At 60.4% G+C, this 24,243-nt stretch carries 25 protein-coding genes; 11 read left to right on the top strand and 14 right to left on the bottom strand.

Features of this window, described 5'->3' with window-relative positions; genetic code table 11:
• Positions 1-28: 28 nt before the first annotated feature.
• From BLP23_RS03360 to BLP23_RS03340, 5 genes are all read right to left on the bottom strand, one after another.
• Positions 29-1,402, bottom strand: a complete 1,374-nt coding sequence (locus tag BLP23_RS03360; protein WP_092583534.1) for a glutamate--cysteine ligase — start codon at positions 1,400-1,402, stop codon at positions 29-31.
• A 149-nt stretch (positions 1,403-1,551) separates the two neighbouring features.
• Positions 1,552-2,289: a 16S rRNA (uracil(1498)-N(3))-methyltransferase gene (locus BLP23_RS03355; protein WP_092583533.1), complete on the bottom strand. Its 738-nt coding sequence runs from the start codon at positions 2,287-2,289 to the stop codon at positions 1,552-1,554.
• 15 nt (positions 2,290-2,304) lie between these two features.
• Positions 2,305-3,801 (bottom strand): inorganic phosphate transporter, encoded by a 1,497-nt coding sequence (locus BLP23_RS03350; protein WP_092583532.1) that lies wholly within the window; start codon positions 3,799-3,801, stop codon positions 2,305-2,307.
• A 64-nt stretch (positions 3,802-3,865) separates the two neighbouring features.
• The gene (locus tag BLP23_RS03345) at positions 3,866-4,378 is read right to left on the bottom strand and encodes an NUDIX hydrolase (protein WP_092583531.1); all 513 of its coding nucleotides are present in this window, start codon (positions 4,376-4,378) and stop codon (positions 3,866-3,868) included.
• A 298-nt stretch (positions 4,379-4,676) separates the two neighbouring features.
• On the bottom strand, positions 4,677-5,573 hold the full coding sequence (locus BLP23_RS03340; protein ID WP_092583530.1) for a LysR family transcriptional regulator: 897 nt from the start codon (positions 5,571-5,573) through the stop codon (positions 4,677-4,679).
• Positions 5,574-5,709: 136 nt separating this feature from the next.
• On the opposite strand from BLP23_RS03340, the gene BLP23_RS03335 reads away from it, so the two are divergent.
• From BLP23_RS03335 to BLP23_RS03320, 4 genes are all read left to right on the top strand, one after another.
• Complete coding sequence (locus tag BLP23_RS03335) at positions 5,710-7,149, top strand: FAD-linked oxidase C-terminal domain-containing protein (RefSeq protein WP_092583529.1); 1,440 nt, start codon at positions 5,710-5,712, stop codon at positions 7,147-7,149.
• Complete coding sequence (locus BLP23_RS03330) at positions 7,146-8,345, top strand: FAD-binding protein (RefSeq protein WP_092583528.1); 1,200 nt, start codon at positions 7,146-7,148, stop codon at positions 8,343-8,345. The genes BLP23_RS03335 and BLP23_RS03330 overlap by 4 nt, the downstream gene beginning before the upstream one ends.
• Positions 8,346-8,558: 213 nt before the next feature.
• A complete protein-coding gene (glcF, locus tag BLP23_RS03325; RefSeq protein ID WP_092583527.1) occupies positions 8,559-9,869 on the top strand; it encodes a glycolate oxidase subunit GlcF in 1,311 nt (436 codons plus the stop codon).
• A 38-nt stretch (positions 9,870-9,907) separates the two neighbouring features.
• Positions 9,908-10,339 (top strand): hypothetical protein, encoded by a 432-nt coding sequence (locus BLP23_RS03320; protein ID WP_092583526.1) that lies wholly within the window; start codon positions 9,908-9,910, stop codon positions 10,337-10,339.
• 97 nt (positions 10,340-10,436) lie between these two features.
• Here the strand turns inward: BLP23_RS03320 and BLP23_RS03315 are convergent, their stop codons facing one another.
• Entirely contained in the window at positions 10,437-11,108 is a 672-nt protein-coding gene (locus tag BLP23_RS03315; RefSeq protein ID WP_092583525.1) for a L,D-transpeptidase, read from the bottom strand.
• Between the two features lie 136 nt (positions 11,109-11,244).
• Entirely contained in the window at positions 11,245-11,979 is a 735-nt protein-coding gene (locus tag BLP23_RS03310) for a L,D-transpeptidase (protein ID WP_092583524.1), read from the bottom strand.
• 210 nt (positions 11,980-12,189) lie between these two features.
• On the opposite strand from BLP23_RS03310, the gene BLP23_RS03305 reads away from it, so the two are divergent.
• Complete coding sequence (locus BLP23_RS03305) at positions 12,190-12,819, top strand: DNA-3-methyladenine glycosylase I (RefSeq protein WP_092583523.1); 630 nt, start codon at positions 12,190-12,192, stop codon at positions 12,817-12,819.
• Positions 12,816-13,319 carry a PPC domain-containing protein gene (locus tag BLP23_RS03300; RefSeq protein WP_233426616.1) on the top strand — a complete coding sequence of 168 codons (504 nt, stop codon included), beginning with the start codon at positions 12,816-12,818 and terminating at the stop codon, positions 13,317-13,319. Before BLP23_RS03305 ends, BLP23_RS03300 begins: the two co-directional genes overlap by 4 nt.
• Position 13,320: 1 nt before the next feature.
• Here the strand turns inward: BLP23_RS03300 and BLP23_RS03295 are convergent, their stop codons facing one another.
• On the bottom strand, positions 13,321-14,025 hold the full coding sequence (locus BLP23_RS03295) for an HAD family hydrolase (RefSeq protein WP_092584252.1): 705 nt from the start codon (positions 14,023-14,025) through the stop codon (positions 13,321-13,323).
• 239 nt (positions 14,026-14,264) lie between these two features.
• Between BLP23_RS03295 and BLP23_RS03290 the strand changes: the two genes are divergently transcribed.
• Positions 14,265-15,314 carry an aldo/keto reductase gene (locus BLP23_RS03290; RefSeq protein WP_092583521.1) on the top strand — a complete coding sequence of 350 codons (1,050 nt, stop codon included), beginning with the start codon at positions 14,265-14,267 and terminating at the stop codon, positions 15,312-15,314.
• Between the two features lie 81 nt (positions 15,315-15,395).
• On the opposite strand, the gene copM is transcribed toward BLP23_RS03290, so the two are convergent.
• From copM to BLP23_RS03275, 3 genes are all read right to left on the bottom strand, one after another.
• Positions 15,396-15,809, bottom strand: coding sequence for a CopM family metallochaperone (gene copM / locus BLP23_RS03285; RefSeq protein ID WP_092583520.1), 414 nt, complete (start codon positions 15,807-15,809; stop codon positions 15,396-15,398).
• Positions 15,810-15,885: 76 nt separating this feature from the next.
• Complete coding sequence (locus tag BLP23_RS03280) at positions 15,886-16,239, bottom strand: hypothetical protein (protein ID WP_092584251.1); 354 nt, start codon at positions 16,237-16,239, stop codon at positions 15,886-15,888.
• Positions 16,240-16,388: 149 nt separating this feature from the next.
• Positions 16,389-17,147, bottom strand: a complete 759-nt coding sequence (locus tag BLP23_RS03275; RefSeq protein ID WP_092583519.1) for a hypothetical protein — start codon at positions 17,145-17,147, stop codon at positions 16,389-16,391.
• A 136-nt stretch (positions 17,148-17,283) separates the two neighbouring features.
• Between BLP23_RS03275 and hisS the strand changes: the two genes are divergently transcribed.
• From hisS to hisG, 3 genes are all read left to right on the top strand, one after another.
• Positions 17,284-18,876, top strand: coding sequence for a histidine--tRNA ligase (hisS, locus tag BLP23_RS03270; RefSeq protein ID WP_092583518.1), 1,593 nt, complete (start codon positions 17,284-17,286; stop codon positions 18,874-18,876).
• A 174-nt stretch (positions 18,877-19,050) separates the two neighbouring features.
• Positions 19,051-20,172 (top strand): ATP phosphoribosyltransferase regulatory subunit, encoded by a 1,122-nt coding sequence (locus tag BLP23_RS03265; RefSeq protein WP_092583517.1) that lies wholly within the window; start codon positions 19,051-19,053, stop codon positions 20,170-20,172.
• Entirely contained in the window at positions 20,169-20,864 is a 696-nt protein-coding gene (gene hisG / locus BLP23_RS03260; protein ID WP_092583516.1) for an ATP phosphoribosyltransferase, read from the top strand. Before BLP23_RS03265 ends, hisG begins: the two co-directional genes overlap by 4 nt.
• A 76-nt stretch (positions 20,865-20,940) precedes the next feature.
• Here the strand turns inward: hisG and BLP23_RS03255 are convergent, their stop codons facing one another.
• Entirely contained in the window at positions 20,941-21,387 is a 447-nt protein-coding gene (locus BLP23_RS03255) for a DoxX family protein (protein ID WP_092583515.1), read from the bottom strand.
• A 216-nt stretch (positions 21,388-21,603) separates the two neighbouring features.
• Here BLP23_RS03255 and BLP23_RS03250 point away from each other — a divergent pair, with 216 nt between their 5' ends.
• Positions 21,604-22,314 (top strand): glutathione binding-like protein, encoded by a 711-nt coding sequence (locus BLP23_RS03250; RefSeq protein ID WP_092583514.1) that lies wholly within the window; start codon positions 21,604-21,606, stop codon positions 22,312-22,314.
• Between the two features lie 400 nt (positions 22,315-22,714).
• Here BLP23_RS03250 and BLP23_RS03245 read toward each other — a convergent pair whose 3' ends face one another.
• A complete protein-coding gene (locus BLP23_RS03245; RefSeq protein WP_092583513.1) occupies positions 22,715-23,176 on the bottom strand; it encodes a hypothetical protein in 462 nt (153 codons plus the stop codon).
• A gap of 457 nt (positions 23,177-23,633) precedes the next feature.
• Positions 23,634-24,032 (bottom strand): hypothetical protein, encoded by a 399-nt coding sequence (locus BLP23_RS03240; protein WP_092583512.1) that lies wholly within the window; start codon positions 24,030-24,032, stop codon positions 23,634-23,636.
• Positions 24,033-24,243 lie beyond the last annotated feature (211 nt).

The following is a 24,243-nucleotide window of genomic DNA, read 5'->3' as shown; positions in this document are numbered from 1 at the left end:
ATGCGCAAACGGCTTTTTGCCGAAGGGTTCAGTACTGATATTCCTCGAAGACCGGCTCGACGGAGTGCTGCCAGCGGCCGTTGTAACGCGCCAGCAGGTCCTCGGCGAGCGTGGCTTTTTTCGCCATTACCTCGTCGAGCGGCGATAGGAAGATGCTCTCGTCCTGGCCTTCCTTGTTCAGCCGGTTGCGCGACTTCAGACCCGCCTTTGAAATAGCGATGACCTCGCGGGCGGTTTCATAAAGGGTGTTGCCGCGAAACTCGGCCTTGAGGCCGGCCGTGGGAACGGCATCGCGCAGCGCGCTGACTTCGACAAATGTCCAGTTCTTCGTCAGCTGATCGGCCGCATCGAGCGCCGCTTCGTCATATAGGAGGCCCACCCAGAAGGCGGGCAGGGCACAGATGCGGCGCCACGGGCCGCCGTCTGCACCGCGCATCTCGAGGAAGCGCTTCAGGCGAACGTCGGGGAAGAGTGTCGAAAGATGGTTCGTCCAGTCGCCCATCGTCGGCTCCCACGCGGCGACCTCGCCTTTCAGCGCGCCGTTCATGAACTGGCGGAAGGTGACGTGGGTACAGTCATGATAGTGGCCGTCGCGGACGATGAAGTACATCGGCACGTCGAGCGCCCATTCCATATAGTGCTGGAAGCCGAAGTCGTCGCGGAAGGTGAAATCGAGCAGGCCGGAGCGCCGGTTGTCCGTGTCGCGCCAGATGTCGCCGCGCCAGGAAAGCATGCCATTCGGCTGACCTTCGGTGAAGGGCGAGGACGCGAAAAGCGCGGTTGCCAGCGACTGAAGTTTCATCGACACGCGCATCTTCTTCTGCATGTCGGCTTCGGAGGAGAAGTCGAGGTTCACCTGGATCGTACAGGTGCGGTACATCATGTCGAGGCCCTTGGTGCCGACCTTCGGCATGTAGCGGGTCATGATGTCGTAGCGGGATTTGGGCATGCGAGGCGTCTCGGCGAGCGTCCATTTCGGGCTGCCGCCGATGCCGAGGAAGCGGATGCCCATCGGCTCTGCGATTTCGCGCAGCGTCGCGAGATGCGAATTGGATTCCCTGCAGGTCTCGTGGATCGTTTCCAGCGGCGCGCCGGAAAGCTCGAATTGGCCGCCCGGCTCGATAGAGATTGCGCCCATACCGCGCTGCTCGGCAAGGCCGATGATATTTTCGCCGTCCATGATCGGATCCCAGCCGTTCTTTGCCTGAAGGCCCTTCAGAAGGGCTGAGATGCTGGCTTCGCCGGCATAGGGAACCGGGTTGTTGTCCGCACGGAAGAAGGCGAACTTCTCATGCTCGGTGCCGATGCGGAAGCGCTCCTTCGGCTTGTTCCCCGCAGCAATGTAATTGGTCAGCTCCTGCACCGAAGAAATCGGTGTCTGGTCGGTGGTATCGCGAGCCATTCAACGTAACCTGTATTCTGGGGAACGCCCGGTAGCCCCAGGCAATTGGAAGGGTGATTAGTGCCGGTCTCACGTATGTTGCAAGTGAAATTCTTTCAACGACGCATCAAAAAAATAGCAGGCTGTCTCAACGGAGCCTGATTTGAAGGTTAATTCCAGTCGCCGACCGCCGCCTGAATCACCGCCATGGCCGCAACCGCAGCCGTGTCGGCGCGCAGGATACGCGGCCCGAGCGGAATGGCCGTGACGAAATCGAGGCCGCTCAGCCGCGCGCGCTCCTCCTCGGAAAAGCCGCCCTCCGGCCCGACGAGAAGCGCAAGCTGCTTTTCCTCGATCCTCGAAAGCAGTGGCAGGGGGTTTTGTCCTGCATCGCCCTCGTCGCAAAATATGATCCGCCGCTCTTGCGGCCAGTTGTCGAGTAGATCGAAGAGCTTCACCGGCTCGGCAACTTCCGGGATGGCGAGGATGCCGCATTGCTCTGCCGCCTCGACAGCATTGGCCCTCAGTTTATCGAGATTGGTGATCTTGCCCTGCACATGTTGCGTCATGACCGGCTGCAGCACGCCGGCGCCCATCTCGACCGCCTTCTGCACGAGGTAGTCCAGGCGGCCGACCTTCAGCGGCGCAAAAAGATAATGCAAGTCGGATGGGGCCGGCTGCGGCCGGGTCTGCTCGGTTGGCGTCAGCACAATGCGCTTGCGGGTCGGAAAGGAAAGGCTCGCCTTCCATTCTCCGTCTCGGCCGTTGAATACGAGGATCTCGGCGCCGTCCGTCATGCGCAGCACATTGGCGAGATAGTTGTACTGGTCGGAACTGGCCTCCACCGCGGCGCCCGGCGACAAGGAGGCATCGACGAAAAGCCGCTGCATGCGGAAATTGGCGCGCATCTCAAACAATCCCGATCAAACGAAGAGGGCGAACATAACCCAATAGAGCAACGCCGCAAGCGCCGCCGACACAGGCACGGTAATGATCCAGGCGGCAATGATGGTCATGAAATGCGAGCGCCGCACAAGATAGCGGCGGCGCGCCTCATGAACGTTCGGATCTTCCGGTTCGTCGATCGCCCAGGCCTCGGCCTTGCTGCGCAAATATTCGATGCGGCGCTTGGAATTGCGCGTATACCATTCGCGGAAGAAACCGACGCCGAAGACGGCTCCAACGGCGATGTGCGTCGTGCTGACTGGCAGCCCGAACCAGGACGCGACGATGACGGTGAAGGCCGTCGAGAGTGCGACACAATAGGCCCGCATCGGATTGAGTTTGGTGATCTGCTCGCCGACAAGGTGGATGAGGCGCGGGCCAAATAGCAGCAGACCGACGGAAATACCGAGGGCACCGATCAGCATCACCCAAAGCGGCGGTGCGTCACCGCCGGATGAAAGGCCCGATGTCGAACGCACGATCGCCGAAAGCGGGCCGATGGCGTTCGAAACATCGTTGGCGCCGTGTGCGAAGGAGAGCAGCGCTGCAGAGCCAATCAGCGGGAACTTGAAGAGAATGCGCAGCGAACTGTTGCGGTTTTCGAGGCCTTGCGATTGCCGCGCGACGATCGGCATTGACGCTGCCCAGGCAACGAGGCCGGCAGATAATCCGAATGCAAGGATTGTCGGTGACGAAAATCGCCCGGCGGGCGTAAGCTGCAAGATCATATAAGCCGCAAAACCGCCGGTCATCATGGCAATCAGCGCCGGAACCCAGCGCCGTGCTGCCGCGATCTTGTCGTCACGGTAGATGATCAAGGTCTTGACGAGGTAGAGCAGCCCAGCGGCGATCACACCGCCGATCAGCGGCGATGTCATCCAGCTTGAGGTAATCTCGACCATGACGCGCCAGTTGACGGGGTCCGGTCCGACAGCGGCAATTCCGGCACCGATCACCGCGCCGACGATGGCATGTGTCGTCGAGACGGGCGCGTTCAGCCAGGTCGCAAGATTGATCCAGAGCGCTGCGGCCATCAGCGCGGCCATCATGATCCAGGCAAGCAGGCCTTCGGGAACCTGTACGGCATCGATGATGCTCGACGAGATCGTCTTGACCACCGCGCCGCCGGCAATCGTTGCTCCAAGAACCTCGAAGGCTGCCGCGATGACGAGAGCCTGTGTCATCGTCATGGCACGCGCACCGACGGCGGCGCCGACATTGTTCGTCACGTCGTTCGCGCCGATGTTCATGGCCATGTAGGCAGCAAGCGCAGCAGCAGCGATGACGAGAACGGCGCCCTGCCGGTCGAAGACGTAGACGCCTGCAAAAAGCATGGCCAGACCGAGGAAGATCAGGCCGAGGCCCGGGGCGACCAGCTTGCGCGCGACGAACTTCGCCGCGTCCTCGGCATGGCTGATTTTGTCGAGGTCCTTGTCGAGCGTTCGCTTCGTAAGAACGGGAGTTCGGCTGGGCATGCTGTTCCTTGGGGCAAATCCTGCTTTAGCGCCCCATTATCCTAGTAGCGCAAGAAGGCAGGAATCATTCCGCTGGAATCTGCCTGGGCAAGCTTGCCTGAGGCCGCTCGCTCATCCTTCGCTTGAAGAGCAGGAAGAGATCGCGCAGCTCCGGCTCGTTGACGCGCTTGACCGCCTCGTCGCAGGATACCCACTCGATCCTACGTTCGCCCTTTTCCTTGAAGTTCTTGGCGACATCGGTGACCTCAAGCACATAGACCTGAACCTTGCAGGTTACTTTCAGTCCGTCCTTCAGCATCTTCGGATAGGTGTAGGAGCCGAGCGGCTCGTCTTCGACAACGCCACGCGCGCCCGCTTCCTCATGGGCCTCACGGGCCGCAACTTCAAAGGAGCGCTTGCCGTTCATCGGCCAGCCCTTTGGAATGACCCAGCGGCCCGTATCGCGGCTCGTCATCAAGAGAACCTCGACCTCACTGGTCTTTTTCCTCACCCGGTAGCAGAGGGCAGCATATTGCAGTCGCGGCGGGCGACGGAACATCAGCTGCACATCAGAAGCCAGTCGGGCTAGAATCGTCAATTGTCGGGTCACCTTTTAAAGTCTGCCTCAGGAATCACTAATATAAGTTTCGCATGGAAAGCTTGCACGGTCCATGCGCCATTCGACGGTATAGGACATGATCTACAACTTCGAATAAGGAAATTCGTTGCCGTTGCGCTTCGGAATTCCGTCAGATCGTGTTCTGATTCCGTCCTTGCACAGGTGTTCAATATGCTGCCGACCGGTCTCTCATTCAATGCCGGGTACATTTGTTCCTCCGGATTCTTTCAAGATATGGTGACCGTGCGTCTTCCGTTGCTCAACTCTCGTGCTTTGCCTAAAGTTCCCAGTAGGGAACCGGGCCATACAGGTCGGCGAGATAGTCGATGAACAGGCGAACCTTGGCCGGTAAAAACTGCCGGCTCGGGTATATTGCAGAAAGCGCCAGGTTGCGGGAGCCCTCATAGGCCGGCAGTACCTGCACGAGATTGCCGCTCTTGAGTTCATCACCGATATCCCAGGTGGAACGCAGCGCGATGCCGAGCCCCGCGATCACCGTCTCGCGGATCACCTCGCTGGAATTGGTGACGAGCATGCCCTCCGGCCGCAGGCTCATCGCGCCGTCCGGTCCTTCAAGCCGCCATAGGTCGTTGTTGTGCGCCGGCAGGCAGCGATGGTTCTTCAGGTCGTCGATGCTTTGCGGCATCCCATGCATGTTGAGATAGGAAGGGGCGGCACAGAGCAGGCGCCGGACCGGCGCGAGCCTTCGAGCGACGAGGCTGGAATCGGTGAGCTCGGCAATGCGGATTGCCAGGTCGAAGCCGCCGCCGACGATATCGCTTAGTTCATCCGTCAGCACGAGGTTGATCGCAAGCTCCGGGTGTGCGTCCATGAACGCCTTGAGATGCGGCGCGATATGCATGCGGCCGAACGAAGTGGGTGCCGAGATCTTTAGCGTGCCGTGCATCAGCGCCGAGCGGCCGGAGATGTAATGTTCCGCTTCCTCCAGCCCGGCGAGAATGCCGAGCACGCGATCGTAGAAACCCTGACCGGCCTCGGTCAGCGAAATCTGGCGGGTCGTGCGTTGCAAGAGACGTGTTCCAAGCCTGTCTTCCAGCCGTTTGATGCGCTTGGAAACGACGGCCGGCGAAAAGCCGAGCACGCGCCCGGCAAGCGACATGCTGCCGGTCGAAACGACCTTGGCAAATATCTCGAGATCACCCAGATTTGTCATATTGGCTTTAGACTTTTTCCCTTTTGGCATAAATGCCTAGCATTTGCGCCAGTTTCGGGAAAGTGCTAAGCCAAAGAACCGGTTGTCGTGGAGTGACGCTCCGGTCTCGCCGCCATTCGTCCGAAGGAAGCGCGCCATGTCCGACGCCATCTCGTTTCTCGCTCCGCGCGCCGATGTGCTGGCCCGCCGCCGCCAGATCGTCGGCGATCTCGTCGACTTGCTGCCGCCCGAATGTCTCATTCACGAGGCGCGAGAACTCGTGCCCTTCGAAACAGATGCCTTCGTTGCCTATCGCCGGGTGCCGCTTGCCGTCGCATTGCCACGCACCACCGTCGAAGTCGCAGCCGTGATGAAATATTGTTATCGCTACGGCATTCCGATCGTACCGCGCGGGGCGGGCACGTCGCTCTCAGGCGGCGCCATCCCGCAGGAGGATGCGGTCGTAATCGGCCTTTCGAAGATGAACCGCATTCTGGAAATCGATTATCAAAACCGGGCAGCCGTCGTCCAGGCGGGCGTCACGAACCTCAATATCTCCGAATCCGTTTCCGCGGATGGTTTCTTCTACGCACCCGATCCCAGCTCGCAGCTGGCATGCACCATCGGCGGCAATATAGGCATGAATTCCGGCGGTGCGCACTGCCTGAAATACGGCGTCACGACCAACAATCTGCTCGGCGTGAAGATGGTGCTGACGGATGGAACGGTGATCGAGCTCGGCGGCAAGGCGCTGGATTCGGGAGGTTACGACTTGCTGGGTCTGGTCTGCGGCCACGAGGGACAGCTCGGCATCGTCACCGAAGCGACGGTCCGCCTGATCGCAAAGCCCGAGGGTGCGCGGCCCGTGCTCTTCGGCTTCGACAGTTCCGAGGAAGCCGGCTCCTGCGTCGCCGATATCATCGCGGCGGGCATCATTCCCGTGGCGATCGAGTTCATGGATAAGCCGGCGATCGAGATATGCGAGGCCTTTGCCCATGCGGGATACCCGCTCGATGCCGGTGCGCTGCTGATCGTCGAGGTCGAAGGCTCCGAGACGGAGATGGACGGCATCCTGAAAAACATCGTCGAGATCGCCCGCCGTCATGGCGTAAGATCCATTCGCGAGAGCCAGTCGGCGACGGAGGCGGCACAGATATGGAAAGGTCGCAAATCCGCATTCGGGGCCACGGGGCGGATTGCGGACTATATCTGCATGGACGGGACGGTGCCGCTCAGCCAGCTTTCCTATGTGCTGAAAAAGACGTCGGAGATCGTCGATCGCTACGGCCTGCGCGTCGCGAACGTCTTTCACGCCGGCGACGGCAACATGCACCCGTTGATCCTTTTCAATGCGAACGATCCGGAGGACGCAGCGCGAGCCGAGGCCGCCGGCAACGACATCCTGAAGCTCTGCGTCGATGCCGGCGGCTGTCTCACCGGCGAACATGGCGTCGGTATCGAGAAGCGAGACCTGATGCGACATCAATTTTCCGACGTCGATCTCGCTCAGCAGATGGCGGTGCGATCTGCCTTCGATCCGGGCTGGCTGCTCAATCCGTCCAAGGTCTTCCCGCTTGATGGGCGCGCCGCCGTATGACCGATTTTCTGCCGGAGACGGAAGAGGCCGCAGCCTCGATTATTCGTGAACACGCGGCCGCGGGTTGGGCGCTTGCCATATGTGGCGGCAATACCCGCTCGGGCTTCGGCAATGCTGTGGCGACGAAGGACCGGTTGCGTTCGACCGGTCTGACCGGCATCGTCTCGTACAATCCCGGCGAGATGGTCATGACCGCACGCGCCGGAACACCGCTTGCAGAGGTCGAGGCGGCGCTTGCGGAAAACGGCCAGATGCTGGCGTTCGAGCCGATGGACCACCGCCCGGTCATGGGCACGTCCGGCGAGCCGACCATCGGCGGCGTCTTTGCCGCCAACGTCTCCGGTCCTCGCCGCTTCGTAGCAGGCGCGGCACGCGACAGCCTGCTCGGCATCCGCTTCGTCAACGGCAGAGGCGAGATCGTCAAGGCGGGTGGGCGGGTGATGAAAAATGTCACCGGCCTCGATCTCGTCAAGCTTCTCGCCGGTTCGCACGGCACGCTTGGCTTTTTGACGGAAGTCACCTTCCGCGTGCCGCCCCGGCCGAAAACGGAAGAGACGATCGTCGTATCCGGCCTCAATGATGCGGAAGCAGCCGCTGCGATGGCCGCGGCGATGGCACAGCCGGTCGAGGTCTCAGGTGCAGCCCACCTTCCCTTGACCGTCGCCTGGAAATTCCTCGGCGGCAAGCTGCCGGAGGGCGAGACGACCGCTCTCAGGATCGAAGGTTTGCCTGGCTCCGTCGAAGCGCGTGCTGAAAAGCTGGCGTCGGCGATGTCGGCCTTCGGCACGGTCGCGAGATTGGGCGAGCCCGCCAGCCGCCAGCTCTGGCGCGAAATATGTGATGTGCTTCCTTATGTCGATGGAACGGTTCGCCCGGTCTGGCGCATCTCCGTCGCTCCGACCATCGGCCACCAGCTCGTCGCCGCCCTCCGCCTCGAAGCCGGCGTCGATGCGTTCTACGATTGGCAAGGCGGCCTGGTCTGGATGCGGATGGAGGCCGATCCGGAGTCGCAGCTCATCGGCCGTTTCATCAAGGCGCTGGGCGGCGGCCACGCCACGCTGATCCGGGCAACTGACGCGGCGCGCGCCACCTTATCGGCGTTCCAGCCGCAACCCCAGGCCGTCGCGCAGCTGTCGGCGCGGGTAAAGGAGAAATTCGATCCGGCGGGGATACTCAATCAGGGAAAGATGGGGTGATATGATGGCCGGTATCCGCTTGTGGCAGCACCCCTTTGTTCCCCGACGGGACATCTCCCCCGCAAGGTGGCAGATTGGCAATGCATCTCGTGCGCTCTTTCCGCTCTGGTCCAACGTCGACGGCAAGACCGTCTCACTCGATCGTCCCCTTTGTGCGGGAGGTAACCGGAAGGACGGAGGAGGGTGCGCCTCCCCACGGCAGGGAGTTGCCTGATGCAAACCAACTTCACCGCCGAGCAGCTAACCGACCCGCACGTCGCCGCATCCGAGAAGATTCTGCGCAAATGCGTACATTGCGGTTTTTGTACCGCGACCTGTCCCACCTATGTGACGCTCGGCAACGAGCTCGACAGCCCGCGCGGCCGCATTTATCTCATCAAGGATATGCTGGAAAACGGCCGGGCCGCGGATGCCAAAGTGGTTACACATATCGACCGCTGTCTCTCCTGCCTGGCCTGCGTGACGACGTGTCCCTCCGGCGTCGACTACATGCATTTGGTCGATCATGCCCGGGCCCATATCGAAAAGACCTATAAACGTCCTTTCATGAACCGGTTCACGCGCGCCATCCTGGCGGCGGTGCTGCCCTATCCGAGCCGCTTCCGCCTGGCGTTGAAGCTTGCGAAGATCGGTAGGCCGCTCCAGGGCCTGATGCGTGCGCCGGCCTTGAAGCCCTTTGCCGCGATGCTGGCACTTGCGCCGAAACATATTCCGGCGCCATCGCCCTTCTCGCTGCCGGCGGTCCATGCTGCGAAGGCGGAAAAGCGCGGCCGGGTCGCGATTCTGACTGGCTGCGCTCAGCCGGTCCTCGATCCCGCGATCAACGAGGCGGCGATTAGGCTTTTGACCCGCCTCGGCATCGAGGTCGTAGCGCCCGCCGGCGAGGTCTGCTGCGGCTCGCTGGTGCATCACATGGGCCGCGAGGAGCAGGCGCTTGCAAGCGCCCGGGCGAACGTCGATGCGTGGATGCGCGAGATCGAGAAGGGTGGTCTGGACGCGATCATCATCACCGCCTCCGGCTGCGGCACCACGATCAAGGATTACGGCCACATGCTCCGTCTTGATCCCGCCTATTCAGAAAAGGCGGCAGGCGTGGCGGCATTGGCGAAGGACATAACAGAATTCCTGGCATCGCTCGACCTGCCTGCCAATGTGCCGAAGGGCCTGACGGTCACCTATCATTCTGCCTGCTCCATGCAACACGGCCAAAAGATCACCATGGCGCCGAAACAACTTCTAAAGGCGGCCGGCTTCACGGTGCGCGAACCGGCAGAAGGCCATCTCTGTTGCGGTTCGGCTGGAACCTACAACATCATGCAGCCGGATATCTCCGCGGCGCTGAAGGTGCGCAAGGTGAAGAACATCGAAGCGACGAAGCCGGATGTGATTGCGACCGGAAATATAGGCTGCATCACGCAGATCGCGACCGGCACAGCGATTCCGATTCTGCATACGATAGAACTGCTTGATTGGGCCTATGGCGGCGATATACCGCAAAAATTAAGAGGTTTTCCGTTAGCGTGAGTCGGGCCGGTTTTCGGCCGGTCACGGAGTTCAGCGCTATGCGTCGTACAGTCATATTGCTTGCAGGTCTGCTTGGCGCGGCAGGGGCCGCTCACGCCGACAGCCGTTTCTTCTGCTCAACGGACGATAATAGCGCGCGGTTCACGATCGAAAGCGGCTTTCAGGACGAGGCCGGCCATAGGCTCAATCATTTCCGCGGTGCGCTGATCGTCAAGAACAACTCGGTTCCCGAGGTCTTCAGGAAACGCGTATTCGATTCCAGCAAGCTCACGAATCGCTGGTCGCATGATGGTGAACTCCGCCTCGAGATTTTCGATGATGGCAGCGAAGACGCCAAAGACCAGTCACTGAGCCTCGTCATTCTGGCCGAAGGTCGAGGGAAGACTTTTTCGGGCACCTACGGACTGATGGTCAGCAGTGATGGAAAGCCGTTCACCGCCAGCGGCAAGGTCAGCTGCGGTTCCAAGTGAGCCGTAACGACTTGAACGGGCCGCAACAATCTCAGCTGACGTCAATATGGAAAGGGCGGCACAAGGCCGCCCGTCGTTATCACGTAAAAGCAACGTATCAGCCGCCTCCGAAGATGGTGCGCAGCACGTCGATGCCCCTGTCCTGGAAGGCGACGTTGCCTTGCTTGTTGCCGGGGCCGATGACGATCACCTTCGTGCCGACCGGCGCGCGCGAATAGAGATGAATGACCTCATTATTCATCATTCGGATGCAGCCGGAAGACATGTTGAGGCCGATCGTCCAGGGCTGATTGGTGCCGTGGATGCGGAAAATGGTGTCGCGTCCGCCCTTGTAGAGATACATGGCGCGTGCGCCCAGCGGATTGTCCTCGCCGCCCTCTTGAAAAGCGGGAATGATATGGCCCTTGCGGGCTTCGCGGATGCGCATCTCGGCCGGTGGCGTCCAGCTCGGCCATTCTGCCTTGCGGCCGACCTTGACGACGCCCGACCAGCCGAAGCCATCACGGCCGACACCGATGCCGTAGCGCGTGGCGCGGTTCTTCGATTCGACGAAGTAGAGATACTTGTTGTTGGTATCGACGATGATCGTCCCCGGTGCTTCGTCGGTCACGAGCCGCACGAGTTTGCGCTTATACTGCGGCTTGACGAACTTCGACTGCGCGACGCGGACGACCGGCGCAGCATCGTGCGCTGGTTGGGCAACGGCGGGCATTATTGCGACGGAAAACGCAATGCCGGCGGCCATAAGGCCGGAGGCGACTTTCAGCATGATTGATTCCCCTCAAAAGCAAGATCGGGCTGAAGCTACCTGAACTTCAGCCCGATTCAAGATCAGTTGCCGCCGCCATTGCACTTTTCGAGTATGCTGGCGGGATGTTCTTGCAGAGCGCAACTAAATCCGGGCGTTACATGACGATAACCCGCGTGCCCACGTTGACGCGTTCGTAAAGGTCGACAACGTCTTCGTTGCGCAGGCGGATGCAGCCGGACGAGACGGCGCTGCCGATCGTCCAGGGTGCGTTGGTCCCGTGGATGCGGTAGAGCGTCGAGCCGAGATACATGGCGCGCGCGCCGAGCGGGTTCTCCGGGCCGCCATCCATGCGCGCAGGCAGATAATGGCCCTTCGCGGCTTCGCGGCTGATCATGTCGGAAGGCGGCGTCCAAACCGGCCATTCCGACTTACGGGTGATCTTGTGCGCACCGGCCCACTCGAACCCCGGCTTGCCGACGCCGACGCCATATCGCCGGGCCTTGCCGTTTGCCATCACGAGATAGAGAAAGCGGTTATTAGTGTCGATAACGATCGTGCCCGGCCTTTCCTTGGTTTCGTAATCGACCATCTGCGGCAGATATTGCGGCTCGATTTGATGGCGGATCACCGGCACTCCGGGACGAACGGCCGCAACCTGCTGCACGGCCGGTGCCCGGCGGAAGAACCGGCGCTGGAAGAAGCCGCGCTGCTGCACGGCCGGGCGCTGGTAGACGACAGGACGAACGGCGCCACCGAGCTGGTTGAGCCACGGCGCGGTAAGATCGGGGCTGAGAACGACCGGCGGGCGGCTCGCATAACGATCGTCGCCGAGCGCTGGCGAGACAAGAAGGCCGATCAGGCCGGCGGCAATCAAGACGGATTTCATCATCGGACGGACTCTCTACAAATGACCGAGAATGCATGAGGGTGGCATTTCTGCCTGACAGAATGCTGCCATCATCCCGCCAGCGAATGGTAAAGATCGATTCATTAAAAGCCGGCCTTCGCAATAAACTTTTCGTCAGGGTTACTCTTCGGTTTGGAAACAAGGTTTCTAAATGGTAAAGCCGAATTCTGAGCGCAGGAACGGCGGAGAAGAATGAGCGAATCGGGTATCATCACCGGCGACGACGGCAAGAGCCGCTGCCATTGGCACGCGAATCTCCCCGACTACAGGCGCTATCACGACGAAGAATGGGGCCGGCCGGTGACCGACGATGTCCGCCTCTTCGAGAAAATCTGCCTCGAGGGTTTTCAGTCCGGCCTCTCCTGGCTGACGATCCTGCGCAAGCGCGAGAATTTCCGCGCCGCCTTTGCGGGCTTCGATTTCGAAAAGATTGCGCTCTTCGACGAGCGGGATGTCGAGCGCTGCCTTGCCGATCCCGGCATCGTCCGCCATCGCGGCAAGATCGCCTCGACAATCAACAATGCACGGCACGCGATCGATTTGAGGGCCGAATTCGGCTCGCTCGCGCATTATTTCTGGAGCTATGAGCCGCAACTCCACGAACGTCCGGCCCTCGTCGACCGCCAGCATGTTGCCGCCAATCCGACGACGCCGGTGTCGGTAAGGATATCGAAGGATTTGAAGAAGCGCGGCTGGACCTTTGTCGGTCCGACCACAGTTTATGCCTTCATGCAGGCAATGGGTCTCGTCAACGATCATATCGAAGGCTGCTTCTGCCGTGCCGAAGTGGAGGCGATGCGCGCGGCATTGGTACGCCCGTGAAAGTGTGGGTCGGAACCGTTGCGGCAGTCCTATTGTCCACCACGGCGGCATTTGCTCAGGCGCCGCAACTCGACCCTGGCGAAAAGCTCGAGAAGTTGCAGTTTCCGGCCGTTACCATGCAGATCAAAGGCTGGACCAAGTTCGGCAACAGCGATGTCTATACTCTGCCGGTGCGCGCCGGTCAGCGCGTGAAGATCAGCTTCACGACCAAGAGCCAATTCGCCTTTCTTGCGATCTTCGACCTTTCGAAGACGGATGACGAAGCTTTCTTCGGCACCGACGAGGATGGCACGACGCTTGATGTGACCGTAAAGGAAAACACCACGTGGTTTCTGCGGCCCTATTATTCCAAGGTCTCGCCTCGCCGTGGCCTCGGGGCGCCTTACACGCTGCTAGTCGAGCCGCAGCCAGTCGGCGAGCCGCAGCCCGCGACACCGCAAGAGCCTGAGCGCCCTTCACTCTTTCCGCCGGCACCTTCGAAGTCCGGCACTGGCGAATAGGTCAAGATAGTTCGCCGAGCAAGCTGCCAAGCTCGCCAAGGTGGGCGATCTTGCGAAAGCGTGGCGCATCCTTCGGTTCGTCGACGTGCTCCAGAACCCAGGTCAGTTCATGCGGCACGAAGACGCCGTAGCTTCCGGCGGCGATCGCCGGCACGATGTCGGATTTCAGTGAGTTGCCGACCATCATCGCCCGCTCCGGACCATCGCCGACCTTCGAGAAAACCCGGCGATAGGTGACTGCGGTCTTCTCCGAGACGATCTCGACGGCATCGAAGAAATCTCCGAGGCCTGATTGTGCGAGCTTGCGTTCCTGGTCGAACAGGTCGCCTTTGGTGATCAGCACGAGCAGGTAATTTCCGGACAACGCTTCAAGCGTCTCGCGCACATGCGGCATGGTCTCGACCGGATGGGACAGAAGATCGCGGCCCGTATCGAGAATTTGGGCAATCACGCTCGTTGGAACCTTGCCTTCGGTGATTTCGATCGCCGTCTCGATCATCGACAGCGTGAAGCCCTTTATGCCGAAGCCATAGTGGCTGAGATTACGCTTTTCGGCCTCCAGCAGGCGCTCCGAAATCTTCGGACCCTCGGCGAAATCGGCGAGCAATTCCCTGAAGTGCTCTTCGGTCAGCCGGTAGTATTGTTCGTTCTGCCAGAGCGTATCATCGGCATCGAAACCGATTGTCGTCAGCGGATGTGTGCTCATCTCAAGCTCCTGCAATCCATGAAGCAATCTATTGAGCGGCCGCGTCGAGACAAGGGCCTTTGCTTTTTCGTCGCAGCACGTTGCAGCGGCGTTGAAAAGCAGAGGATCGGCATTAGGTAAATATTGCCTACCCTGCAGCCAGCCACGGCTGTGCCTGACGCGTGCAGGCCAATAATCAAAAAATAGCGTTCCAGCAGTCCGCAAGCGGCCGCTTGCGGCCGACACAAGGAAATTTCTCCATGCGATACAATCAACTCGGAAATACGGGACTTTTCGTCTCGGAAATCTGCCTCGGCACCATGACTTTCGGCGAGGCGGTCAGCGGCACCATGTGGGGTTCCATTGCCGATGTGGACCAGAAGGCGGCAGTCCAGATCGTCGAGCGCTCGCTCGCTGCCGGCGTCAATTTCATCGACACCGCCGATGTTTATTCCTCCGGTGAATCCGAAAGGCTGCTCGGCCAGGCGCTGAAGAACCTCGATGTCCCGCGCAAGGACGTCGTCATCGCCACCAAGGTTTACGGCGTGATGGGCGACAAGCCGAACGATCGCGGCGCATCGCGCGGTCACATTATGGATTCCGTCGAGGCCAGTCTGAAGCGGCTGCAGACGGACCATATCGATCTCTACCAGATCCACGCAACCGATCCCGTCACCCCGATCGACGAGACGCTGCGCGCTTTCGATGATCTCATCTCGCGTGGTCTCGTGCGCTATATCGGCGTTTCCAACTGGCAGGCGTGGCGGATCGCCAAGGCGCTCGGCATTTCCGAGCGCCGCGGCTTCGCACGCTTCGAAACCGTCCAGGCCTACTACTCGATCGCCGGTCGCGATCTCGAACGGGAGATCGTGCCGCTGATGAATGAGGAAAAGATCGGCCTGATGGTCTGGTCGCCGCTTGCCGGCGGTTTACTCTCCGGCAAGTATGGCCCCGGTGCGCCCGGCAACGGCGAGGGCCGCCGCGCCAATTTCGACTTTCCGCCAGTGGACAGGGACAAGGCCTGGGCCTGCGTGGCCGTCATGCGCGAAATTGCCGAGAAGCACGGCAGCAACGTCGCAGCCGTTGCGCTCGCTTATGTCCTCGCAAAGCCGTTCGTAACCAGCGTCATCATCGGCGCGAAGCGCATCGATCAGCTCGACCAGAACCTTGCCGCCGTCAAGCTGAAGCTCGATGCCGGCGACATGCACAAGCTCGACGAGGTCAGTGCGCTTTCGCCGGAATATCCAGGCTGGATGCTGGCCCGCCAGGGTGCCGCCCGCCGCCCGGAACCGTTTGAGCCGAACGCCTGAGAACGAACTGAAAACGCCGGTGCGGGAATGAACTGACCCCCGAAAGCTGGACAACAACCTTCGGGGGTTTTTGCTGATGCCTTACTTGCCGTGGGCTTTCAGCCAGGCGTTCATGTCCGCGATCTCCGCTTCCTGAGCCTTGATGACGGTTTCGGCGAGCTTGCGGATGTTCGGGTCCTTGCCGTATTGCAGCTCGATCTTTGCCATGTCGATCGCGCCCTGATGATGCGGGATCATACTGCGGACAAAATCTGCATCGGTATCGCCGGTCATTTCAATCGCCATATCCTTGTGCATCTTGGCGTTCGCCTCGGCAAAGGCCTGGATTGAAGGACCCTGGTTGCCCACCGGCTTGCTCATGTCCATCTGCATATCCGTATGCATCGGCATATCCTGATTCATGTGCATCGGCTTATCCTGGGCAAGCGCTTCCTGGACGAGCGCTGGGGCGGCGAAGGCGAAGGCTGCGGTAAGGGCAAGAATTTTCAGAGACATGGGACTTCCTTCCTCTGTCTGACATAAGTGCTTTTGCACGGGCAGATACCGCGCGATCGGTATGCGGAAAATATTGTCAGACAAGGCGGGGAGGTGGCGCCTGCGGTGCAGGGCGAAGATCGGCGAGGCCATGTGCAACGGCCGGTGAGGGATAGGCGAAGATAGACCTCGCGCTTGTATCGATCGTCAGCGGTGGAGGAACGATAAGACATACCGCGCAGAAGGCCATATGAGCCGTGTCGCCTGTTGCGCAGGGATCCTTGGCTGCGCCGGTCTCATGCCCGGCCGTATCCATGCCGATCATATCGTGATGCGTTTCGGCCAGGACGGGCTGTTGCATCGACGCGCACATAGGACAGCCCACCAGCGCGGACATCGCGCTGTAGAACAGCCAGCCGAAAAGCATCGTCGTAATGGCGAAGACACGCATGCCATCAAGATAGGCTCGCCCGGCAAGCAAGCCAAGCGACCCGTGTGCGAATTTCAAAGCTTTGCCGCCTTGCGCAGCGCCCCTGCCACCCCTTGCCGGTCGCCTTGGAGTGGTCTTCGGTCCATTCGGGATTATCGGAGACGTTTAATTCAGTAGGCGGCAATGACCTTGTGAACGATCTGGTAGTCAGCGCTTTCCTCGCCGATCGGTGCGACCGGCCATGACCAGCTGGCGTTGGCCGCAGGTGGCAAGACGCCATGCAAAAGCTCGGTCTCCTCGTGAGTTTTGCCGTGGCGGTCGATGACGGTGTAGGAGATGTCGGTCAGAAGGCAGGTTCGGCAGGGCAAGGCGGCCAGATCGGAAAGATGAGCGTCGATCAGCCGAGCCACGGTGTCATCCGGCATCCGGCCCGGCTCTTCCGCCTCATAGCGCCGCTTCGCGCCGCGGCCGATTTGCGACAGCAGATTCGCCGAGACCGCGAAGTCGAGATAAGGCACCGACCGCAGGAAGCCGAGCGGCACCACCTCCTTCCCTGCCGCGAGATCGTCATAACCGCAGAGATCGCGCTCGATGAGCCGGACATTGCGGTAGCCCTTCATCTTCAGCCAAAGGCGCACCGAAGCGACGTGCACGAGATCGACAAGAACGACCGTATCGAAGCACTTCGAAAGCTCCTTGATCGGCACGTCGCAAAGCAGGCCTGAGCCGAGCACGACGACCGTGCGTGTCTCGCGAAGACCGTCCATCGCGGAGAGGATGGCTGTGCGGCTGTTTTCTTCATGCTCCGCCCAGGCCCGGCTGCAGCGCCTGGCGCGGGACCAGAGGTTGATGGAATAGCGGATGAACCTGCGGTTCGCCTTGCTCGTGACAGGCAACGTCGCGAGATAGTGAAGTGCCTCGATAATCATGGTCGTTCCCGCAATTCGGTGGGCTGTCCTTCGATCTTCGATTCTGGCCTGCGCTTCAAGCCCCTTCGCCCTTGCCGCTATCGTCCCAATCCGCTAGGAAACCGCCACTGTCACGATTGAGCGGAATGCGTTGGAAATGAACGAGAAGCAGAAGAAAACACAAAAGCTCAAGGCTCGCTTGCCGCGCGGCTTCGTCGACCGTTCGGCCGCCGATATCCGCGCCGTCAACGAGATGACCGCGAAGATCCGCGAAGTCTACGAGCATTATGGTTTCGATCCGGTCGAAACGCCGCTCTTCGAATATACCGATGCGCTCGGCAAATTCTTGCCGGACAGCGACCGCCCGAACGCGGGTGTCTTCTCGCTGCAGGACGACGACGACCAGTGGATGAGCCTGCGCTACGACCTGACGGCGCCGCTCGCCCGCCATGTCGCGGAGAATTTCAACGAGATCCAGCTACCCTACCGCACCTATCGCGCCGGCTACGTGTTCCGCAATGAAAAGCCAGGTCCCGGCCGCTTCCGCCAGTTCATGCAGTTCGACGCCGACACCGTCGGAGCGCCAGGTGTTCAGGCCGATGCCGAAATGTGCATGATGATGGCCGACACGCTGGAAGCCCTCGGCATCAAGCGCGGGGATTATGTGATCCGGGTAAACAACCGCAAGGTTCTGGATGGCGTGCTGGAGGCGATCGGTCTAGGCGACGAGGACAGGGCAGGACAGCGCCTCAACGTGCTGCGCGCCATCGATAAGCTCGACAAGTTCGGCCCTGATGGCGTGCGGCTGCTGCTCGGCGAAGGCCGCAAGGATGAATCTGGTGACTTCACCAAGGGCGCGGGGCTGACTTCGCAGCAGATTGATCGGTTACTTGACTTCATCAATATCTTGCAGACGGCAGAAACGGCACTCGGTTCACAGTCGTTGGTGCAAAATCCAGTGGCCGGTGCCGAGATTGATGGAGGGGCAATTTTTGAGACGCTTCACAACAACTTCAAAGATTCTCCCAAAGGCATTGAAGGGGTCCTTGAGCTAAAGCAGATTTGGCAATTGGTTGAAGCAGCGGATTACGGTCCAGATCGCATCAAGATCGACCCCTCGGTCGTCCGCGGCCTCGAATACTACACCGGCCCCGTTTACGAAGCCGAGCTGCTCTTCGACGTGACCAACGAAAAGGGCGAAAAAGTTGTCTTTGGCTCAGTCGGTGGCGGTGGCCGTTATGACGGCCTTGTCTCCCGCTTCATGGGCCAGCCGGTTCCGGCAACCGGCTTCTCGATCGGCGTTTCGCGCCTGATGACGGCGCTGAAGAACCTCGGCAAGCTTGGCCAGAGCGAGGTCATCGAGCCGGTGCTCGTTACAGTCATGGATGGCCAGGATATGGATGCTTTGGGCCGCTACCAGCGCATGACGCAAGAGCTGCGCGCCGCCGGCATCCGCGCCGAAATGTTCCAGGGCAACTGGAAGAAGTTCGGCAACCAGCTGAAATATGCCGACCGCCGCGGCTGCCCAATCGCAATCATCCAGGGCGGCGATGAGCGTGCCCAAGGCGTCGCGCAGATCAAGGACCTTATCGAAGGCAAGCGCTTGTCCGGTGAGATCGAGGACAATGCCAGCTGGCGCGAGGCGCGTGTGGCGCAGGAGACCGTCGCCGAGGCCGATCTGGTGGCCAAGGTGAGGGAAATCCTGGCGGCTCAGGCGGAGGATCGCGCGAGGGCGGGCGGCAATGGGTAATTTTCCCTTCGCCAACTCCTCCCCACACGGGGGAGGGGCTTTGAGCGCCGCCCTCCTGCCCAACGCAGCATTCGCTTGGTCGACTGCGTTTATCTCTTTCGGCGATCGCTTCGGGTCAGTCCTTCCCCCTTGCGGGGAGGCGTTGAGGAGGGGACTTTATTTGGGAGCCACCCCATGGCCCTGATCAACCTCCCCGTTTTCGCCAATGACCTCCTGGACGAATTTGCCGCCCGCAACACGGAACGGATCGATACGCCGGTCATCCAGCCGGCCGAGCCCTTCCTCGACATTGCCGGCGAAGACCTCCGCCGCCGCATCTTCATGACGGAAAGCGAAACCGGGGCCAGCCTCTGCCTGCGGCCGGAATTCACCATTCCCGTCTGCATCCGCCACATCGAGACGGCAACCGGCACGCCGAAACGCTATTCCTATCTCGGCGAAGTTTTTCGCCAGCGCCGCGAGGGGGGAAACGAATTCTATCAGGCGGGCATCGAAGACCTTGGCGACATCAATATCGCCAGCGCCGACGCCCGCGCGATCGGCGATGCGACTGGCATCCTGGCGCGGCTTCTTCCTGGCAAACGCCTCACGGTCACGCTGGGCGATCAGGCCGTCTTCGAAGCCGTGGTCCAGGCGCTCGGCCTGCCGCTCGGATGGCAGAAGCGGCTGATCCATGCCTTCGGCAATATGGGCCAGCTTGAAGCGCTGCTCGCAAGCCTCGTCAGCCCGCAATTCGCGACTGATCTGGATGACGATGTTGCACGTCTGATCGCCGCCGGCGACGAGGGAGCACTCATCGCCCACATCGACGCGACGATGCACAGAACAGGCTATTCCTCGAACGCCAGCCGCTCGCCGGCTGAAATCGCCCGCCGGCTGAAGGAGAAGCTCGTCCTTTCGGAAACGCGCCTCGATGATGCGGCCTTCCGCGTGCTGGAAGAGTTCCTGTCGCTGAGGGTGCCGCTCATCAATGCGTCGGCCGCTCTGGCCGGTTTTGCTGATGCGGCCGGGCTGAACCTCGGCAATGCGCTCTCTCGCTTCGATGGCCGGGTGGCCGCCCTCGGCAATGCCGGGATCGACCTCGCCTCCATCGATTATCGCGCCGCCTTCGGCCGCCCGCTCGATTATTACACCGGCCTTGTCTTCGAGGTGGGCATCCAAGGTTCGTCTGCCGTGCTCGCAGGCGGCGGACGCTTCGACAGGCTGTTGACGCTGCTGGGCGCCAAGGACCGCATTCCGGCCGTTGGCTTCTCGCTCTGGCTCGACCGCATCGAAACGGAAAGGGCGGCCCTATGACCATCACCATCGCGCTGCCCTCCAAGGGCCGGATGAAAGACGATGCCTCGACACTCTTCGAGCGCGCCGGCATGAGGATCATCGCCGTCGGCAATGACCGCTCTTATCGCGGCCGCGTCGAGGATTGGGACGACGTCGAGATCGCCTTCCTGTCGGCCTCGGAAATATCCCGCGAACTCGGCAACGGCACCATCGATTTCGGCGTGACCGGGGAAGACCTGGTGCGCGAAGGGCTGGCGGAAGCCGACAAGCGCGTCGAATTCTGTGCCTGCCTCGGTTTCGGCCGCGCCGACGTTGTGGTTGCCGTTCCTGAAATCTGGCTCGATGTCGACACCATGGCCGATCTCGGCGATGTCGCGGCCGACTTCCGCGCCCGCCATGGTCGCCGTTTGACCATCGCAACCAAGTATTGGCGGCTGACGCAGCAGTTCTTCTCCAGCCAGCATGGCATCCAGCTCTACCGCATCGTCGAAAGCCTTGGCGCGACGGAAGGGGCCCCGGCCTCCGGTTCCGCCGATATCATCGTCGACATCACCTCGACGGGCTCCACCTTGGGCGCGAACCATCTGCGGGTACTGAACGACGGTGTGATCTTGCGCTCGGAAGCCTGCCTCGTCCGTGCCCGCAAGGAGAGCCACGCCGGCGAGCCGTCCGTGGCGAGGATCATAGAGGCGGTGCGCAGCGCCCTTTGATTTCTGCAAAGAACCAAACGAACAACCCGCCGTCTTCCGACGGCGGGTTTCTCGTACTTGGAAGGATGTTGCGCGCTTAGACGGCGACGGCATATGCGCCGCGGCGTGCGTCCAGCGAATAGGCGCCCGGGCCGAAGGTGGCGAGGAGGATATAGGCGCCGGCAAGCGTCAGGTTCTTCATCAGCATGATCTGGTTGAGCACGTTGATCCAGCCGTTGGCTGCAGCCGGAAAATCCGGAACGTTGATCGTGCCGCTGTGGAAGACGAGGCCGGTGAAGGCACAGAAGAGGGCGAGCGCCCAGCCGACGATACGGGTCTGGAAGCCAACGAGGACGGCAAGCCCGGCAAGAAGCTCAAAGAGTCCAGCTGTATAGGCCAGAAGCGTTGCGGCAGGAAGGCCGGCACCGCTGATCATACCGGCCGTACCGGCCGGATCGGTGAGCTTGCCGAAGCCGGACATGATGAACATAAACGAAAGCAGGATGCGGGCGACAAGAAGGACGATGTTGTTGGTATTCGACATGGACGCGATCTCCGTTTGAATTGCTCTGGAGGTCCCCGTGCCCCGGCACCGTTGAACCCCGATTGGCCGGTGTTGTCGCCTTTTTTGGTTGCGATGAAAAGATAAACAAAAGAGGATGGTTTGTTCACTAATCTGAAACGACCACTCTGGTGAGCGGCTTGTCTTTTGCGGCGCCGGTCTTCTATGTTCGGCCACCAACTCCCAGGAGAAAACGGCATGGCAGACCTTTCCGCATTTCCGATCACCAAGCGCTGGCCGGCGCAGAACCCGAATGTTATTCAGCTTTATTCGCTGCAAACGCCGAATGGCGTGAAGATACCGATCGCCCTGGAAGAGCTCGGTCTGCCTTACGAGCCGCATTACATCGCCTTTGGAACCAACAATCAGAAGTCTCCCGAATTCCTCTCGCTTAATCCGAATGGCCGCATACCGGCGATCATGGATCCGAACGGCCCGGGCGGGAAGCCGATCGGTCTCTTCGAATCCGGCGCGATTCTCCTTTATCTCGCGGAAAAAACCGGCCAGCTCCTGCCCCCGGATGCTGTTGGGCGCTACGAGACCATCCAGTGGGTGTTCTTCCAGATGGCGGGCATCGGCCCGATGTTCGGCCAGTTCGGCCATTTCTACAAATTCGCGGCCGACAAGGTCGCCAACAATTCCTATCCGATGGAGCGTTACCGCGACGAGGCCAAGCGGCTGCTGAGCGTACTGGAAGCGCGCCTTAAGGGACGGCAGTGGATCATGGGCGACGCCTACACCATCGCGGACATCACCACATTCCCATGGATCCGCGGCGCCGATATCTTCTACGGCGGTCGGGAAGTCCTGGACTACGCGAAGTTTCCCTCCGTCATGGACTGGCTCGAACGCTGCATCGCGCGTCCGGCAAGCGCCAAGGGTCTGAACATCCCTGTGAAGCCGGAGTAATCCTGCTTAAAGAAAGGGGCCGGTCGCAGGAACGGCCCTTAAAATTAGCGGCTTTGTGGGAATCTTTATAGCGATCGTTCTTTATTGCCCATCAGGGACATGCTTCGAGCGCCCCCGCTGATCAGGCAAGATCAAGCCCAATGGGGGCCGCAGCTAACATGCAAATGAGTCCGGAATTGGCGATCATTGCCGAGATACCGCGCGGCCGCTTCCCCTATGCAGACGCTCGGCTGACCGATAGAAGCGACCGCTTCGGGCTTTTTCGCGAAGTAACCGCTCGGCGCGGCCATGTGCGCTTGGAGCCGGCTCCGGAAGTGTGATTCCTGCTCCCCGAAAATCGGAGCACAAATCATGCGGCATGAACTCAGTACCAGGGCCGGTTTCAGCATCAGCCTTTCTCTTAGGATGCTTGCGCTTGTTGCCGACTTGTCGTCTCGTTTGCCCCTTCCAGCTTGAAGCGCGGAAAGATGAAGACCCCTGCCATTCTGCCACTGAATTTTTCCTCCACTCCGCTCGATTCACCCATGCAGAAAACCGGCTGGCGCAGGCCGTTCGGCATCATGATCGTTGTGGAAAAGCAGAAAGACGATGAAAGTGTCGTGGCTTGCTCGAAAAGCGCGAGGATATGCCCCCGATCTTTCGGATCATAGCAGCGCAGCAGGCTCAAAAGGCCGCATTCCTGTGCCGAAAGGCCATGCAGGGTGCTGCTCCAGTCGCCGAGGCGGATGATTCCGCTTGAAAAGTCGCCGGCCCAGGCCTCGGAGACCGAAAATTGCGCAAGCATCTCCTGACTACGATGGGTCAGGTCCAGCGAGCCGGGCATCAGCGGGGCGGCAACAGTTGCTTTGGCGATCTTAAACAATGGGTTCCCCGGTTCGGGCGCAGTCTCTGCTGCGCTGAGGTCAGAGCGAAACAGGGTCATACAGCGCCAGGCATCATGCCTGCGGTCTGGAACCTCGACCGCCGGCGGGGCACTGAGGCTTGCTCTTGCTTGTCACGAAACCGTTCGCCGCCGAAAATTCGCGCAGGTTAAAACGGCGTTCCGGCCTCGCTGGCGGTTGAAAACGACTTCGAACGCACAAATTGCAGCGTGGATTTATAGGAGCTTTTCGCCAAACGGCAACGGCTTTTTCGGGGGGTGAAACCTCGTTCGGCCAAGACGGTTCAACCGGCTATTTTGCCGGATAACGTCGCGTGGGAAGTACAAGAAATCAATTTTGTGATGGATCGTGCGGGTTTCACTCCGCAAAGAAATGGTTTTTGCCCCGCAAATGCCTCTTTAAGCCGCCCCTCACACCGTTGAGCAACGCCGATTGCATCTATTCCGGCGGTCTCCATGCACTGATGCAGTTGGGGGTGTAGAAATAGCCGCCAGTAATCAAATAATTCCCATTATCAAGCCAAGGCTGATGATACTTCACCAGCAGGGAGGCTCGACCTCGAATTTTGTCCAAGAAGGTAGCTGGTTGATATTCATCGCCTGGCACCTCCCAGCGATTGGGGAAGGAATACTCCGTGCGGATGCTTTCGTTGATGCCGCCTCTTTCGCGAAGAACGATTTGGAGCTCATTCGGTTCAACACGGTGCCATCGCCAAGCGGCGATACCCTCGGTGCAAACTCCGCTGTAGTTGAAACCCGCCTTAACGAACACGACAAGGAGTACCGTCGTCGCAAGCATGAACAAGACACTTATGAGGGTGGTGAACCGACGCTTCATCAGCTTCCCTTATGACCATCAGTTAGATCACGTTAGAACTTGCCACTTTTCGTTGCAATCTGTTCGGGTGACCGCTCTTGGAGCCAAATCCGAACATTTGTTGAAAATCTGGCGGCGCAAGCTTCGAGAAAGCTCCGAGCTGGTGGCGGCAACAGGACAAGCCAAGTTAAGCGTTGTGCCAAGTCAACGGCTTGCCCTGCGCGTGCGCAGC

Source organism: Rhizobium mongolense subsp. loessense (assembly GCF_900099775.1).
GTDB classification, from domain to species: Bacteria; Pseudomonadota; Alphaproteobacteria; order Rhizobiales; family Rhizobiaceae; genus Rhizobium; species Rhizobium loessense.
Note: the sequence above shows the minus strand (reverse complement) of the source record. Positions and strands in the feature narration are given on the sequence as shown.